This window comes from Dyella sp. AtDHG13 (genome assembly GCF_003201105.1).
GTDB lineage: Bacteria > Pseudomonadota > Gammaproteobacteria > Xanthomonadales > Rhodanobacteraceae > Dyella > Dyella jiangningensis_B.
The window spans coordinates 17,179-30,852 of record NZ_QICJ01000021.1; the positions used below are offsets into that span (position 1 = coordinate 17,179).

Annotated in this window: 13 protein-coding genes and 1 pseudogene; 8 read left to right on the forward strand and 6 right to left on the reverse strand. The window is 67.1% G+C overall.

Annotated elements, in window-relative coordinates:
- The first annotated feature begins 133 nt into the window (after positions 1 to 133).
- The 3 genes from pssA to rimI are packed head-to-tail and all read left to right on the forward strand — an operon-like array spanning position 134 to position 1,868.
- Complete coding sequence (gene pssA / locus BDW41_RS22330) at positions 134 to 904, forward strand: CDP-diacylglycerol--serine O-phosphatidyltransferase (protein ID WP_074552270.1); 771 nt, start codon at positions 134 to 136, stop codon at positions 902 to 904.
- Positions 904 to 1,389 carry a hypothetical protein gene (locus BDW41_RS22335; protein ID WP_074552269.1) on the forward strand — a complete coding sequence of 162 codons (486 nt, stop codon included), beginning with the start codon at positions 904 to 906 and terminating at the stop codon, positions 1,387 to 1,389. The genes pssA and BDW41_RS22335 overlap by 1 nt, the downstream gene beginning before the upstream one ends.
- 2 nt (positions 1,390 to 1,391) lie before the next feature.
- Positions 1,392 to 1,868: a ribosomal protein S18-alanine N-acetyltransferase gene (rimI, locus tag BDW41_RS22340; protein WP_074552268.1), complete on the forward strand. Its 477-nt coding sequence runs from the start codon at positions 1,392 to 1,394 to the stop codon at positions 1,866 to 1,868.
- A 71-nt stretch (positions 1,869 to 1,939) separates the two neighbouring features.
- Here the strand turns inward: rimI and BDW41_RS22345 are convergent, their stop codons facing one another.
- The 5 genes from BDW41_RS22345 to BDW41_RS22365 form a co-directional block, all read right to left on the reverse strand.
- Positions 1,940 to 4,747, reverse strand: a complete 2,808-nt coding sequence (locus tag BDW41_RS22345) for a valine--tRNA ligase (RefSeq protein ID WP_074552267.1) — start codon at positions 4,745 to 4,747, stop codon at positions 1,940 to 1,942.
- A 646-nt stretch (positions 4,748 to 5,393) separates the two neighbouring features.
- Entirely contained in the window at positions 5,394 to 6,461 is a 1,068-nt protein-coding gene (gene hemE / locus BDW41_RS22350) for a uroporphyrinogen decarboxylase (protein WP_074552266.1), read from the reverse strand.
- Between the two features lie 135 nt (positions 6,462 to 6,596).
- Positions 6,597 to 6,857: a WGR domain-containing protein gene (locus BDW41_RS22355; RefSeq protein ID WP_074552265.1), complete on the reverse strand. Its 261-nt coding sequence runs from the start codon at positions 6,855 to 6,857 to the stop codon at positions 6,597 to 6,599.
- A gap of 119 nt (positions 6,858 to 6,976) precedes the next feature.
- On the reverse strand, positions 6,977 to 8,077 hold the full coding sequence (aroB, locus tag BDW41_RS22360) for a 3-dehydroquinate synthase (protein ID WP_074552264.1): 1,101 nt from the start codon (positions 8,075 to 8,077) through the stop codon (positions 6,977 to 6,979).
- Complete coding sequence (locus tag BDW41_RS22365; RefSeq protein ID WP_074552263.1) at positions 8,074 to 8,613, reverse strand: shikimate kinase; 540 nt, start codon at positions 8,611 to 8,613, stop codon at positions 8,074 to 8,076. Before BDW41_RS22365 ends, aroB begins: the two co-directional genes overlap by 4 nt.
- Before the next feature lie 58 nt (positions 8,614 to 8,671).
- Here BDW41_RS22365 and BDW41_RS22370 point away from each other — a divergent pair, with 58 nt between their 5' ends.
- Positions 8,672 to 9,508, forward strand: coding sequence for an NAD-dependent epimerase/dehydratase family protein (locus BDW41_RS22370; RefSeq protein ID WP_074552262.1), 837 nt, complete (start codon positions 8,672 to 8,674; stop codon positions 9,506 to 9,508).
- 45 nt (positions 9,509 to 9,553) lie between these two features.
- Positions 9,554 to 9,898, forward strand: coding sequence for a YbjQ family protein (locus BDW41_RS22375; RefSeq protein ID WP_074552261.1), 345 nt, complete (start codon positions 9,554 to 9,556; stop codon positions 9,896 to 9,898).
- 3 nt (positions 9,899 to 9,901) lie between these two features.
- Here the strand turns inward: BDW41_RS22375 and BDW41_RS22380 are convergent, their stop codons facing one another.
- Positions 9,902 to 10,741 (reverse strand): kinase, encoded by an 840-nt coding sequence (locus tag BDW41_RS22380; protein ID WP_074552260.1) that lies wholly within the window; start codon positions 10,739 to 10,741, stop codon positions 9,902 to 9,904.
- 295 nt (positions 10,742 to 11,036) lie between these two features.
- Here BDW41_RS22380 and pdxH point away from each other — a divergent pair.
- From pdxH to BDW41_RS22395, 3 genes and pseudogenes are all read left to right on the forward strand, one after another.
- A pseudogene (pdxH, locus tag BDW41_RS22385) lies at positions 11,037 to 11,627 on the forward strand (pyridoxamine 5'-phosphate oxidase); the annotation flags it as partial.
- Between the two features lie 32 nt (positions 11,628 to 11,659).
- Positions 11,660 to 12,097, forward strand: coding sequence for a secondary thiamine-phosphate synthase enzyme YjbQ (locus BDW41_RS22390; RefSeq protein WP_074552258.1), 438 nt, complete (start codon positions 11,660 to 11,662; stop codon positions 12,095 to 12,097).
- 4 nt (positions 12,098 to 12,101) lie between these two features.
- Positions 12,102 to 12,926 carry a cobalamin-binding protein gene (locus BDW41_RS22395; RefSeq protein ID WP_074552257.1) on the forward strand — a complete coding sequence of 275 codons (825 nt, stop codon included), beginning with the start codon at positions 12,102 to 12,104 and terminating at the stop codon, positions 12,924 to 12,926.
- The last annotated feature ends 748 nt before the right edge of the window (positions 12,927 to 13,674 follow it).

A 13,674-nucleotide genomic window follows, 5' to 3' on the forward strand; every position in this document is an offset into this window, starting at 1 on the left:
GCAGGCGAGGCCGCTCGGCCGGTGTTCCGGGCCAACGGGTCCCCCTGCAAGGCCGTAGCATCCTTGCACCCCGCCCAACCGGACTCAAGCGGGGGATGGTTTACACTGCGCGCATTCCGTCACGGATTGATTCATGAGCGAGAGTACGTCCGCCAGCCCCCCGCGCCACCGGGGCATTTATCTGCTGCCGAACCTGATCACGACCGGCGCGATGTTCGCCGGGTTCTACGCGATCGTGACCAGCATCGGCGGGGATTTCAGTTCGGCCGCCATCGCCGTGTTCGTGGCGGCGTTGCTGGACGGCATGGACGGCCGCGTCGCTCGCCTCACCAACACCCAGAGCGAGTTCGGCGTGCAGTACGACTCGCTCTCGGACCTGATCAGTTTTGGCCTGGCGCCGTCCCTGGTGATGTACACCTGGTCGCTGTCGGCACTGAAGAATTACGGCCCCACCTGGGGCAAGATCGGCTGGGCGGCGGCCTTCATCTACGCCGCCTGCGCGGCGTTGCGGCTGGCCCGCTTCAACACCCAGGTCGGCGTGATCGACAAGCGCTATTTCCAGGGGCTGGCGAGCCCTGCCGCCGCGGCCGTGTGCATGTCCTTCGTGTGGAGCATGGACAAGTTCGGCGTGCTGGGCGATGAGCTTTGCTTCGTCACGCCGGTGGTGGCGGTGGTGGTCGGCCTCCTGATGGTGAGCCGCTTCCGCTACTACAGCTTCAAGTCGCTGCCCATGGGCGATCGCGTGCCGTTCCTGTGGGTGCTGATCGGCGTGCTCGTGCTGGTGCCGTTCTTCATCGACCCGCCGCGCGTGCTCTTCGTGGTTTTCACCCTGTACCTGCTGTCCGGTCCGGCGATGACCCTGTGGGGACGCGCCACGCGCCGCCGCCGCCGGGGAGTGGCCTGATGTCGGCCTACGCACAGGTCTCGCCGCCGCATCGGGAGCGCGTCCTGCGCGCGCTGGGCGTGACGCCGTGGGTGCGTCGCGCGGCGGTACAGGAACTGCCGGCGACCGAATCACCCGTCGCCGAGATCCCGACGCCCGTCGCGTCGGGCGACTGCGTGGTGGTGCTGCCGGCCGGCTGCTCGCCGCGCGAACTGGATCTGGTCGGCCGTGCGCTGATGGCCTGCGGCCCGCGGGTGGCCCGCGCGCCACGCATCGAAGTGGCCAACGGCCAGCTGGCGAACCCGCCCGAAGCCCGCGCCTATCTCGTCTTCGGCGAGGCGCAGGCGCATGCGCTGGGCCGCGAACTGCCTGCCGCCGTGGTGAGCGGCGCGCATATCGTGCTGGCCGACGAACCCTCCGCCGTGCTGACCTCCGGCGCCGGCAAGCGTAGGCTGTGGAACGCGCTGCGCAGCCTGCGCCGCGCGCTGGCTACTTCCGCGGAGTAACTATGGTCGCCGTGGCCCGTCCTCACGCCGAGATTCGCGCGATGCGTCGCGACGACGTGCCCATCGTGGCGGCGATGGAAGCGGCTTCCTACGATTTCCCGTGGACGGCGGGCGTCTTCAACGACTGCCTCAAGGCCGGTCACCCCTGCTGGGCGATGTGGGTGGAAGGCGTGATCGCCGGCTACGGCGTGCTGTCGGTAGCCGCGGGCGAGGCGCATATCCTCAACGTCTGCGTGGGCCCCGATTACCGCGGTTTGGGCCTGGGGCGCTTCCTGTTCCGCCGCCTGCTGGACATCGCGCGCTGGAACGGCGCGAGCCGGGTATTCCTCGAAGTGCGCCCCTCCAATCCGGTGGCGCAGGCCTTGTATCGCTCCATCGGTTTCGAGGAGATCGGTCGCCGGCCCAAGTACTACCCGGCCAAGGACGGGCGCGAGGATGCCATTGTGATGGCGCTGGACGTTTTTGATAGAAGTGAGTGAAGAGAAGTGAGAAACGAGAGAGCTGCCGGCTCTTCTCTCACTCCTCACTTCTCTCCCCTGTTTCCTCGCTCTTACCCCAGCTTCTGCGCCTGCTCCCGCAGCGCGGTGAGCTGCGTAGTCCAGTCGGTGATGCGCTGGCGTTCCTGCGCCACTACTTCCGCCGGTGCATTGGCGACGAAGTTGGCGTTGCCCAGCTTGCCTTCGCACTTCTTGATCTCGCCTTCGATACGGGCGATTTCCTTGCCCAGGCGGGCCTTCTCCGCGCCCAGGTCGATCAGGCCGGCCAGCGGGATCAGCACGCGCATCGAGCCCACGACCGCAGCGGCGGCGGCCGGTTCGTTCGCGCCCGATTCGATCCATTGCGGCGCGTCCACGCGGGCGAGGAAGCTGATCTGCGCAGCGAACTTGGCGGCGCGCGCGCGATCCGTGGCGTCGCCGTCGGCGAGCAGCAGCGGGATGGTCTTGCCGGGCGCGATGTTCATTTCTGCGCGGATGCGGCGGATGCCGCTCAGCACGTTCTTGAACCACTCGATCTCGGCGGTAGCGGCGTCGTCGGCGACGATGTCGTCCGCCTTTGGCCACGGGCGCTCCAGCAGGAACTTCGCGTCGAGGCCGAGCTTCGGCGCCACCGAATGCCAGATCTCCTCGCTGATGAACGGCACGATGGGGTGCAGCGCGCGCAGGATGGTTTCCAGCACCACCACCAGCGTGTGGCGCGTGGACGCCGCGGCGGCCGCATCGTCACCGTTCAAGGCGGGCTTGGACAGTTCCAGGAACCAGTCGCAGAACTCGTTCCAGGTGAACTCGTACAGCTCCTGCGCGAGCAGGTCGAAGCGGTAGCTGGCGAAGTGCTGCTCCACGTCGGCGAGGGTCTGCTTCAGACGCGTGAGGATCCAGCGCTCGGCTTCCGTCACCGGGCCGTTGGCCGGCGCGGCGAGCTCGCCTTCGGGCAGGTTCATCAGCACGAAGCGCGCGGCGTTCCACAGCTTGTTGCAGAACGCCTTGTAGCCTTCGGCGCGCTTGATGTCGAAGTTGATGGTGCGGCTGTAGCTGGCCAGCGCGGCGAAGGTGAAGCGCAGCGCGTCGGTGCCGATGGCGGGGATGCCGGCGGGGTAATCCTTGCGGATGCGCTTTTCGACCTTCTCGCGCACCTGCGGGATCAGCAGCGACCTGGTCGACTTGGCGACCAGCGGCTCCAGCTCGATGCCGTCGATCAGGTCTAGCGGATCGAGCGTGTTGCCCTTGGACTTGGACATCTTCTGGCCTTCCGCATCACGCACGATGGCGTTGATGTAGACATGGCGGAACGGCACGCGACCGGTGAAGTACTTGGTCGCCATCACCATGCGCGCGACCCAGAAGAAGATGATGTCGAAGCCCGTGACCAGCACGGCGCTGGGCAGGAAGATCTGGTCGTTCTCCCAATTGGCCACGACGTTGCCGTGCTCGTCCTTCACCGAGCCGTCCATTGGCCAGCCCAGGGTGGAGAATGGCCACAGCGCGGAAGAGAACCACGTGTCGAGCACGTCCTCGTCCTGGCGCAGCGCGCCGACCGGCGGAACGGTGGCGTGCGCGCGCGCGTCGGCTTCGTCTTCGCCCACGAAGATGTTGCCGGCCTCGTCGTAGAACGCGGGAATGCGATGGCCCCACCACAGCTGGCGGCTGATGCACCAGTCCTGGATGTTGTCCAGCCACTGCGTGTAGGTGGTGCTCCAGTTTTCCGGGACGAACTTGATCTCGCCACCGCGCACGGCCTCGAGCGCCGGCTCGGTGATTTCCTTGCGGCCCTTCTCGCTGGTCAGGTCGAGGAACCACTGATCGGTGAGCATCGGCTCGATCACTGCATCCGAACGCTGGCTCACCGGCACCTGCAGCTTGTGCGGCTTGGTTTCGACCAGAAGACCTGCCGCCTCCAGATCCGCCAGCACGGCCTTGCGTGCTTCGTAGCGGTCCATGCCGCGGTATTTTTCCGGCGCGTTGTCGTTGACCTTCGCGTCGAGCGTGAAGATGTTGATCGGCGCCAGGTTGTGGCGCTGGCCGATGGCGTAGTCGTTGAAGTCATGCGCCGGCGTGATCTTGACGAAGCCGGTGCCGAATTCGCGGTCGACGTAGTCGTCGGCGATGACGGGAATCTCGCGGCCTGACAGCGGCAAGCGCAGCATCTGGCCGATCAGGCGCGCGTGGCGCTCGTCTTCCGGATGCACGGCCACGGCCACGTCGCCCAGCATGGTTTCCGGACGCGTGGTGGCCACGACGACGCTGTCCTTGCCGTCGACCGTGTAGTAGCGGATCGACCACAGGTGGCCGTCGCGCTCGACGTTGTTCACTTCAAGGTCCGACACCGCCGTGCCTAGCGCCGGGTCCCAGTTGACCAGGCGGTTGCCGCGGTAGATCAGGCCCGCGCGGTACCAGTCCACGAACACCTTGCGCACCGCGGCCGACAGGCCCGGATCCATGGTGAAACGCTCGCGCGACCAGTCGGCGGCGACGCCCAGGCGGCGCATCTGGTTGGTGATGGTGGAGCCCGATTCCTCCTTCCACTGCCACACGCGCTCGATGAAGGCTTCGCGGCCCAGGTCGTGGCGCGTCTTGTTCTCCACCGCGAGCTGGTTTTCCACGATCTTCTGCGTGGCGATGCCGGCATGGTCCGTGCCGACCTGCCACAGCGTGTTCATGCCGCGCATGCGCTGGTAGCGGATCAGCATGTCCATCACGGTCTGCTGGAACGCATGGCCCATGTGCAGAGTGCCGGTGACGTTCGGCGGCGGCAGCAGGATGCAGTACGGCTCGCCCTGGCCGGTCGGCTTGAAGTCGCCGCTGGCTTCCCAGGCGGCATACCACTTCGATTCGATCTGGCCGGGCTCGAAACTCTTGTCCATCGGGGGCTCGCGATTGCGCGCCGGGGTGGGCGCGGGGGGATTGACGGTAAAGGGTCGATTGTACGGGTGGGGGCGTTGGGGTGCCATTTTTTGGCGGGTGGTCGGACGCGCTCACGGGGAGCACGAGGCTCCTAAAGATGCCGCTTCTGCTCCCTCTCCCCTCCGGGGAGAGGGTCGGGGTGAGGGGCGGGTGCTCGCCTCACCGCTTCGTTCTTTAGCCGTCATCCCGGCGTAGGCCGGGATCCAGTGTCGGTCGTGGTCGGTTGTCGAGTGGAGGTTTGATCGGCTCTTTTTTGGCGTTCCCGCGACCTGGCCGCCTGCGCGGCGGGCGTTCCGACCTCCTGCCGGAGGCCGGGTCACTTTTCTTTGCTTGCCCAAAGAAAAGTAACCCAAAGAAAGGGCACCCCCATCGCGGCGCTGGCCGGTGAAGCCGGCCAGTGCGTGAGAGGCCGCCGGGCTTTTCGACGGGGCTCCTGCCCCGACGAAAAGTGCCGGGCGTCCTGCCCGGCACCCCTGCGGGGCCTTTTCGTCTGCCTCTCACCGCCGCTCAAGGGGGCCCCAAGGTCAAAAGCGCCGAGCCGACGGCTCGTGCCGCTGCGCGGCACATCGCGTCGTGGTGTGGGCTTTCGTGTGGGGCTGGAGCTATTCAGCCGCGCAACTTGCGTCCGTACGCGTGAACCTCATCCACCAGCACCTTCACATGCTCCGGGTTCACCTCCGGCGTAATGCCGTGCCCCAGGTTGAACACATGGCCGGGGTGGTTGCCGTAGCTGTCCAGCACGCGGCGTACTTCGCGGCGGATCACCTCGGGGTCGGCGAGCAGGATGGCCGGGTCCAGGTTGCCCTGGAGCGCGACGCGGCCGGCTACGGCCTGGCGGGCGTCGGACAGGTCGATGGTCCAGTCCACGCCCAGGGCGGCGCAGCCGGTGTCGGCCATGGCGGACAGGTGCTGGCCGGCGCCCTTGGAGAACAGGATCACCGGCAGTTCGCGGCTGGCGGGGTGGGCCTTGAGTGCCTCGACCACCTGGGCCATGTGGCGCAGGGAGAACTCGCGGAACGGTGCGGGGCCGAGCAGGCCGCCCCAGGTGTCGAAGATCATCAATGCCTGCGCGCCGGCCTCGGCCTGGGCGATCAGGTAGGCGGCCACGGCCTGGGCCAGGGTGTCGAGCAGGCGGTGGGCGAGGGCGGGCTCGCTCCAGCACATGCCCTTGAGCCGGGCGAAATCGCGCGAGCCCTGGCCTTCCACCATGTAGCAGGCCAGCGTCCACGGGCTGCCGGAGAAGCCGATCAGCGGCACGCGGCCGTGCAGCTCGCGGCGGATCAGGCGCACGGCGTCCATCACGTAGCGCAGTTCGCTGTCCATGTCCGGCACGGCGAGCTTTTCGATGTCGGCCTTCGTGCGCACCGGGTGGGCGAACTGCGGGCCTTCGCCCTGCGCAAAGCTCAGGCCCAGGCCCATGGCGTCGGGAATGGTGAGGATGTCGGAGAACAGGATCGCCGCGTCCAGCTCGAAGCGTTCCAGCGGCTGCAGCGTGACTTCGCAGGCCAGCTCGGGGCTCTGCGCCAGCGCCATGAAGCTGCCGGCGCGCGCGCGGGTGGCGCGGTATTCCGGCAGGTAGCGGCCGGCCTGGCGCATGACCCATACGGGCGTGGTGTCGGTGGCCTCGCGGCGCAGCGCGCGCAGGAAACGGTCGTTTTGGAGCGCTTCGGTCATGGGCAATCCTGAAGGCGAGGAGTGAGTAAAGAGGAATGAGTAGTGAGAGAAGAGCAAGTTCGAGCGCCGACGTGCCGTGCTTTTCTCTCACTACTCATTCCTCTTTACTCACTTCTCAAGATCTTCACTCACTCCTCAAGATCCATAAGGCCCGTCCTGGCCCTGGCTGAACATCACGCGGAAGCCGCGCTTGAGCTGCGCGTCGCGCGCCTTCTCGAACGCAGCGAGCGCGTCGTCGCGCTCGAGGAACTGCTCGCGCTTGAGCGTGGCCTTGCCGCCTTGCACGCCCGACTCGCGATACAGCGTCCAGCCACCGAGCAGATCCTGCTCCAGCACGATCTGGACGTAGCGCGGCGCCTCGGCGGGGGCGGTCATGGCTTGCAGGTAAAGGCGCATGGAGTCGGGTTCGGGGAAAGGGCGTTGTGCCGCAAAGCCCGCATTCTAGAAGGCTGCGCGTCCGGTAGCGAGCGCGAGGGCGTCGCAGGCGTGTTCGAGCACGCCCGCGGTGCCGGGCATCACGGCCGGGCGTTGGCCTCGAGCACCGCCATCACCTGCTGCTCGTCCACGCCGCCGACGATTTCCGCGCGGCCGATGCCGCGCCACAGGATCAGCCGCAGCGTGCCCGCGAGGTTCTTCTTGTCCAGCCGCATCAGCGACAGCAAGTGCGCCGGGTCCATGCCGGGAGGAATCGCCGTCGGCAGGCCCACCGCATCGAGCAGGCGATGCAGGCGCGCGGTGTCGGCGGCTGCGCTCAGGCCCAGGCGTTCGGACAGCTGCGCGGCCAGCAGCATGCCCACCGCCACGCCTTCGCCATGCAGCAGCACCTTGTACCTGCCCGCGGTTTCCAGCGCGTGGCCGAAGGTGTGGCCAAGATTGAGCAGGGCGCGCTCGCCCTGTTCGGTCTCGTCGCGCGCCACCACGCCGGCCTTGTACTGCACCTTGCGCGCGATGGCTTCGATCAGCGGGCCGGTCTCGCGCGCATTCAGCGCGGCCGCGTTGGCTTCCAGCCACGCGAAAAAGTCGGGATCGCCGATGGTCGCGCCCTTGATCACCTCGGCAAGCCCCGCGCGGTATTCGCGCTCGGGCAGGGTGGCGAGCGTGTCGGTATCGGCGATCACCGCGCGCGGCTGGTGGAACGCGCCCACCAGGTTCTTGCCGGCCGGCAGGTTCACGCCGGTCTTGCCGCCCACGGAGGAGTCGACCATCGACAGCAGCGTGGTCGGCATCTGGATGAAATCGATGCCGCGCATCCAGCACGCCGCACTGAAACCGGCGAGGTCGCCCACCACGCCGCCGCCCAGGGCGATCACGCAGGCATCGCGCGTGGCGCCCCGTTGCGCGAGCGCCTCCAGCGCGCGGCCGACGTTGGCGAAGGTCTTGTGCGCCTCGCCGTCGTCGATGAGAAAGGACGACCACGAAAGCCCGTCCAGCCCCTTGGCCACGCGCTCCAGATACAGCGGCGCCACCGTGGTGTTGCTGATCACCAGTGCATGCCGCCCGCGCAAGGCGCTGCGCCAGCGCGCGTGGTCGTCGAGCAGGCCGGGGCCGATCCAGACGGGATAGCTGCGCTCGCCGAGGGCGACGTCGATGGTGCGGGGTGAGGGCTGCGTGGTCATGCGGCGTGTTGGCGTTGCCAGTGTTGGTCGATCAGGAGAATGCTGCGGGCGCTGGCCGCGTGCACGGTTTCGTGGGCGCCGGGAATCATCAGGTCGGCGACTTCCTCGTACAGCGGCGTGCGCCGCTGCGCCATCGCGGTGAGGCGTTCGGCGCGGTCGACGCCGGCGAGCAGGGGGCGCTGGCGGTCCTGCGCCAGGCGTTCCAGTTGCTGTTCCAGCGTGGCCTGCAGCCACAGCACGTAGCCGCGCTCGGCCAGCACGCGGCGGTTGGCCGGATCGAGCACCGCGCCAGCGCCGGTGGCCATCACCACGCCGCTGCGTGCGCTGCATTCGGCCAGCAGGGTGCTTTCGCGCTGGCGGAAGCCGGCTTCACCCTCGATCTCGAACACGGTGCTGACCGGCACGCCGCAGACCCGCTCGATCTCCTGGTCGAGATCGACGAAGCTCAGCCCATAATGGTCCGCCAGCCGACGGCCGATGGTCGTCTTGCCGGCGCCGGTGGGGCCGACGATGAACAGGTTGCACGATGGATTCATGGGTGAATGCTAACAGGCGCGAAAGCGCGCGGCCGCGCCGCTTGCCGCGGAGGGTGTCATGAGCGCGCGCGTGCTGATCGCCGGCGCGGGCGATGTGGGGCTGCGCGCGGCGCATCGCCTGCGCTCGCGCGGCGAGGAGGTCTGGGCGTTGCGGCGCAGCGTCGGCGGCACCGCTGACGACGGCATCCGCTGGATCCAGGGCGACCTGACCCGGCCTGAAACCTTGCGGGGCCTGCCCCATGGCATCAGCCACATCGTGTACCTGCCGACGCCCGACGCGCGCGACGAGGCGCTGTATCGCGCCGTGTTCGTGGACGGATTGCAGCACCTGCTCGACGCGGTGGACCGCACGGCGCTGCAGCGGCTGGTGTTCGTTTCTTCCACTGCGGTCTACGGCGAACACGGCGACGCCTGGGTCGACGAGGACACGCCGGCGGAACCGCCGGGCTTCAACGGCCGCGTGCTGCTGGAAGCGGAGCGCTACGCCCAGGCGCACGCACCGGCGGTGGCCCTGCGACTGGCGGGGCTCTACGGGCCGGGGCGCCTGCAATTGATCGAGCGGTTGCGTGCCGGCGCCGCGCGCGTGCCTCGCGGCACGGTGCACTGGGCCAATCGCATCCACGTGGATGATGCGGCTTCGGCCATCGTGCATCTGCTGTTCTTGCGCGATCCCGAGCCGCTCTATCTTGGCGTCGATGACACGCCGCTGCCGCTGGACGTGCTCTACGACGATCTTGCGCGCCGCGTGCACGCGCCACTGCCCGGCGAAGGCGCGGCGCCGGCGGGCGTGGGCAGCAAGCGCCTGAGCAATGCGCGCTTGCGTGCCAGCGGTTTCGTGCCGCAGTGGCCGGATGCGCGCGAGGGATATGCTGCACTACTAGCTGGCGACGGTTGAGCCGCCCGCCATCGGTTCCGTTCCAAATCAACTGGGAGAAGCTCCATGCCAGCCAGCGTTTCGCTACACATGGTCACCACCGGCAACGAGTTGCCGGGATATCGCATCGTGCGTCCAATGGGCATCGTGCGCGGCATCACCGTGCGTTCGCGCAGCGTGGTGGGCAACCTTGGCGCCGCCCTGCAGACGCTGGTGGGCGGCAACATCACCATCTACACGGAGTTGTGCGAGAAAGCGCGTGAGGAAGCCTTCGAACTGATGCTGCAACACGCCGCCGAACGCGGCGCCAATGCGGTGATCGGCATGCGCTACGACGCCAACGACGTGGCCGAAGGCGTCACCGAGGTGCTCGCCTACGGCACGGCTGTGCAGGTGGAACCGGCGGCCTGAGCGTCAGCTGTGGTTGAGGGCGATGACGTGGCGGTCATCGTCGTACTCCACCGTGGTGTCCGCCAGCTCGGGCAGGGTGGCCAGCGCGTGCCGGCTCAGGCGCTCGTAGTGGGCCAGGAAACGCACCATGGCCTCGGCGTCCATCGCCAGCGGAGCGTGGCGGGCCAGCAGTTCTTCTTCCTGCTGGCTGCGCCACTTGCGCACGATGTCCCAACTCGGCGCCTGCAGCACGATCAGCGCATCCAGCTTGCGCCATAGCGGCTGGTAGCTGCGCAGCTGCTTGTTGACCCAATGGCGCCAGGTGCCTTCCGGATCTTCCTCGCGCTCCAGCGCGTTCACCGGTTTTTCCAGCGCGCTTTGCAGTTGCGGACGCAGGCCCAGCGCCCAGCCTTCCAGGATCACCAGCTTGGGCGGCCGGGTGATCCTGGGCCATTTGGAGGGCGCCATGCGCGTATCGCGGCCCTTGTCGAAGCGCGGGTGATCCACCGGCAGCTTGTCCGATGCCTGCGGCAAGGCGGCCAGCACCGACATCAGCAGTTCGATTTCGTGCGTGCCGGGCACGCCGCGGGTGCGCAGCAGCGGGTGGACCTGGTGAGCAAGGACTTCACGTTCGCTTCGCGAATAGTAGAAGTCGTCCAGCGACAGCACTTCGGTGGCCCAGCCGCGGCTTTCGGCCTGGGCCTTCATTTCCCGCGCCAGGGTGCTCTTGCCGCTGCCCTGCAGGCCCGACAGGCCCAACAGATAGGGGCGCCGGGAGCGGGCGATCCGTCCGGCGTACTGGTCGAGCAAGTGCCCGGCCAGGGTCGAATTCTGCGTGCTAGCATCCGAAGGGTGGGTTGGCATAGGTAAAGTAGGTCGCGCCGGGAGCTGTTTGCACGCAAATCAAGGAAGAGCGAGGGAGTGTATGTCAATACACGACCGAGCGATGACGCCGAGTTGCGGGCAAACAGACCCGGCCCTTCGGGTTGCCTCGCCACGGCCGCCATGCGGGGATCCTCGCTTGGCTCATGCGACCTGCATGAGCTGCAGCAAGGCTCACCACCTGGCAGCCGTGGCGAGGCAACGCGACCTGCTTTACCTATGCCAACACACCCTTACATTCCGCCATGATGGCGCGCGCGAGCCACGATTCAAGACCCCCATGCTGAAACGAGAAATCCTTGACACATTTGTGCAACTGTTGGACGAGGCCGGCAAGGCGGGAGAGCCCGAACCGACCGCGATGAGCCTGGCCACGGTCGACGCCGCCGGGCGCGTGAGTTCGCGCATCGTGCTGCTCAAGGGCGCCGACGAGCGCGGCTTCCGTTTCTACACCAACTACGAAAGCGACAAGGGCAGCCAGGTCGAGGCACACCCGCAGGTGGCGCTGTGCTTCCATTGGAAACAGCTGCACAATGCGGTGCAGGTGCGCGTGGAGGGCGTGGCTCGCAAGCTGCTGCCTGAAGAATCCGATGCGTATTTCGCCACGCGTCCGCGCGCCAGCCAGCTCGGCGCGTGGGCGTCGCTGCAATCGCAGACGCTGCCCGATCGCGACACCTTCGAGCAGCGCTTTGCGCGCTACGAACACGAGTTCGAAGGCCGCGAGGTATCCCGCCCGCCGCACTGGGGCGGCTACGTGGTGGAGCCGGACATGGTGGAGTTCTGGTACGGCGCCGAATTCCGGCTGCACGAACGCGTGCGCTGGAGCCGCCACGGCCAGACCTGGACGAGCCGCCTGCTTTACCCCTGATTCGATTCGCCAGCCATTCGGAGGCTTTTCGCATGCGTGCCACGCCCGCCGATCACGTCGCCCAGAATGGCTTTGTCGTGCACACGCGCGGCCGCGGCTTCACCGAGATCACCGACAAGGTGGGTGACGTCGTGGCCGCCAGCGGCGTGCACACCGGCATTGCGCACGTCTTCAGCCTGCACACCAGCTGCTCGCTGCTGATCAGCGAAAACGCCGACCCGACCGTGCGCGACGATCTCGAACGCTGGTTCGCGCGCGCCGTGCCCGATGGCGACAACATCTTCCGCCACGACGAGGAAGGCCCGGACGACATGCCCGCCCACGTGCGCGCCATCCTCACCGGCGTGAGCCTGATGGTGCCGGTGCACGCGGGCAAGGCGCAGCTGGGCACGTGGCAGGGCATCTATCTGTGGGAACACCGTCTCGATCCGCATCAGCGAAAGATCACGGTGACCGTGTTGGGACATTGAACGCGTGACCGATCTCCGTAACAGCGCCGACCATTATCCGCAGCGCATCGTCTGCCTCACCGAAGAACCCACCGAAGTGCTGTATGCGCTGGGCGAGGAGCACCGCATCGTCGGCATCTCCGGCTTCACCGTGCGCCCACCGCGTGCGCGCAAGGAAAAGCCCAAGGTATCGGCCTTCACCAGTGCGAAGATCGACGAAATCCTCAAGTTGCAGCCGGACTTCGTGATCGGCTTCTCCGACATCCAGGCCGATATCGCGCGCGAGCTGATCAAGGCGGGCGTGGAGGTGTGGATCAGCAACCACCGCAGCGTAGATGGCATCCTCGCTTATATCCGTCGCCTGGGCGCGATGGTGGGCGCGGCAGAGAAAGCCGAGGCCTATGCGCGCAAAGCCGAGCAGCAGATCGCCCGCATCGAAGCGGCCGCCACGCAGTTCGAGCGACGGCCGAAAGTGTATTTCGAGGAATGGGATGAACCCTTGATCAACGGCATCCAGTGGGTGGCGGAATTGATCCGCATCGCCGGCGGCGAGGATGTGTTTCCGCGGATGTCCGGCGAATCGCTCGCCAAGCATCGCATCCTGGCCGATGCGGGCGAGGTGGTGCGCGCGGCGCCGGATATCATTCTTGGCTCATGGTGCGGCAAGCGGTTCCGCCCGGAGCGCGTCGCGGCGCGCGAAGGGTGGAATGCGATTCCGGCCGTGCGCGAGGGTGAGCTTTACGAGATCAAGTCGCCGATCATCCTGCAGCCGGGGCCGGCGGCGCTGTTTGATGGGTTGGAGGCGATGCATGGGGTTTTTGCTGCTTGGGATAGGAAGCGGCGGGGATGATTTTTTGTTGTGGTGTTGGTGACTTGATTTGATGCGTGGTGGCGATGCTGCGCGTTTTTCTCCCTCTCCCCTTTGGGGAGAGGGTTGGGGTGAGGGGGCGCTCTTGCCTCACCGCTTCGTTCTTTAGCCGTCATCCCGGCGCAGGCCGGGATCCAGTGACTTTGCGCTGGGTTGTCGCGTGGAGTGTGGTCGGTTTTTACCAGCGTTCCCGCAACCTGGCCGCCTACGCGGCGGGCGTTCCGGCCTCCTGCCGGAGGCCGGGTCACTTTCTCTTGCTTGCCCAAGAGAAAGTAACCAAAGAGAAGGGCCCCCCGGATGAGGCGCCTTCCGGGCGAAGCCCGGAAGGTACGCGGACGGGTTACGGGGTTTGCCGACAGGGCATCCTGCCCTGACGCCAAACTGGCCGGCATCCTTGCCGGCCACCCTTCGGGCTATTCCTCCACCCGCCCGCCGCCTCATACGGGGACCCGGAAGATCAAGAGCACGAGCCGACGGCTCGTGCCGCTACGCGGCACATCGCGTCGTGGCAGGCGCGGAGCGCCTGCCTTGGAGGTTGTTCAAAATCTCCGAAGCAGCTCCATTCCCTCACCGTCATCCCCGCGAAAGCGGGGATCCAGCGACTTTACGCGCTGCGAGAAGGCTTAAAGACACTAGATCCCCGCTTTCGCGGGGATGACGGTGAGGCGAAATGTGCACACGCGCGAGATTTGAATCAGCTCCAAAGGCAGGAATGAGGTTCCGTGTTGGA

What these genes read in the sequence shown, in the direction of transcription:
- pssA (WP_074552270.1), top strand. Translation starts at nt 134, where the DNA reads ATGAGCGAGAGTACGTCCGCCAGCCCCCCGCGCCACCGGGGCATTTAT.
- BDW41_RS22335 (WP_074552269.1), top strand. Translation starts at nt 904, where the DNA reads ATGTCGGCCTACGCACAGGTCTCGCCGCCGCATCGGGAGCGCGTCCTG.
- rimI (WP_074552268.1), top strand. Translation starts at nt 1,392, where the DNA reads ATGGTCGCCGTGGCCCGTCCTCACGCCGAGATTCGCGCGATGCGTCGC.
- BDW41_RS22345 (WP_074552267.1), bottom strand. Translation starts at nt 4,747, where the DNA reads ATGGACAAGAGTTTCGAGCCCGGCCAGATCGAATCGAAGTGGTATGCC.
- hemE (WP_074552266.1), bottom strand. Translation starts at nt 6,461, where the DNA reads ATGACCGAAGCGCTCCAAAACGACCGTTTCCTGCGCGCGCTGCGCCGC.
- BDW41_RS22355 (WP_074552265.1), bottom strand. Translation starts at nt 6,857, where the DNA reads ATGCGCCTTTACCTGCAAGCCATGACCGCCCCCGCCGAGGCGCCGCGC.
- aroB (WP_074552264.1), bottom strand. Translation starts at nt 8,077, where the DNA reads ATGACCACGCAGCCCTCACCCCGCACCATCGACGTCGCCCTCGGCGAG.
- BDW41_RS22365 (WP_074552263.1), bottom strand. Translation starts at nt 8,613, where the DNA reads ATGAATCCATCGTGCAACCTGTTCATCGTCGGCCCCACCGGCGCCGGC.
- BDW41_RS22370 (WP_074552262.1), top strand. Translation starts at nt 8,672, where the DNA reads ATGAGCGCGCGCGTGCTGATCGCCGGCGCGGGCGATGTGGGGCTGCGC.
- BDW41_RS22375 (WP_074552261.1), top strand. Translation starts at nt 9,554, where the DNA reads ATGCCAGCCAGCGTTTCGCTACACATGGTCACCACCGGCAACGAGTTG.
- BDW41_RS22380 (WP_074552260.1), bottom strand. Translation starts at nt 10,741, where the DNA reads ATGCCAACCCACCCTTCGGATGCTAGCACGCAGAATTCGACCCTGGCC.
- BDW41_RS22390 (WP_074552258.1), top strand. Translation starts at nt 11,660, where the DNA reads ATGCGTGCCACGCCCGCCGATCACGTCGCCCAGAATGGCTTTGTCGTG.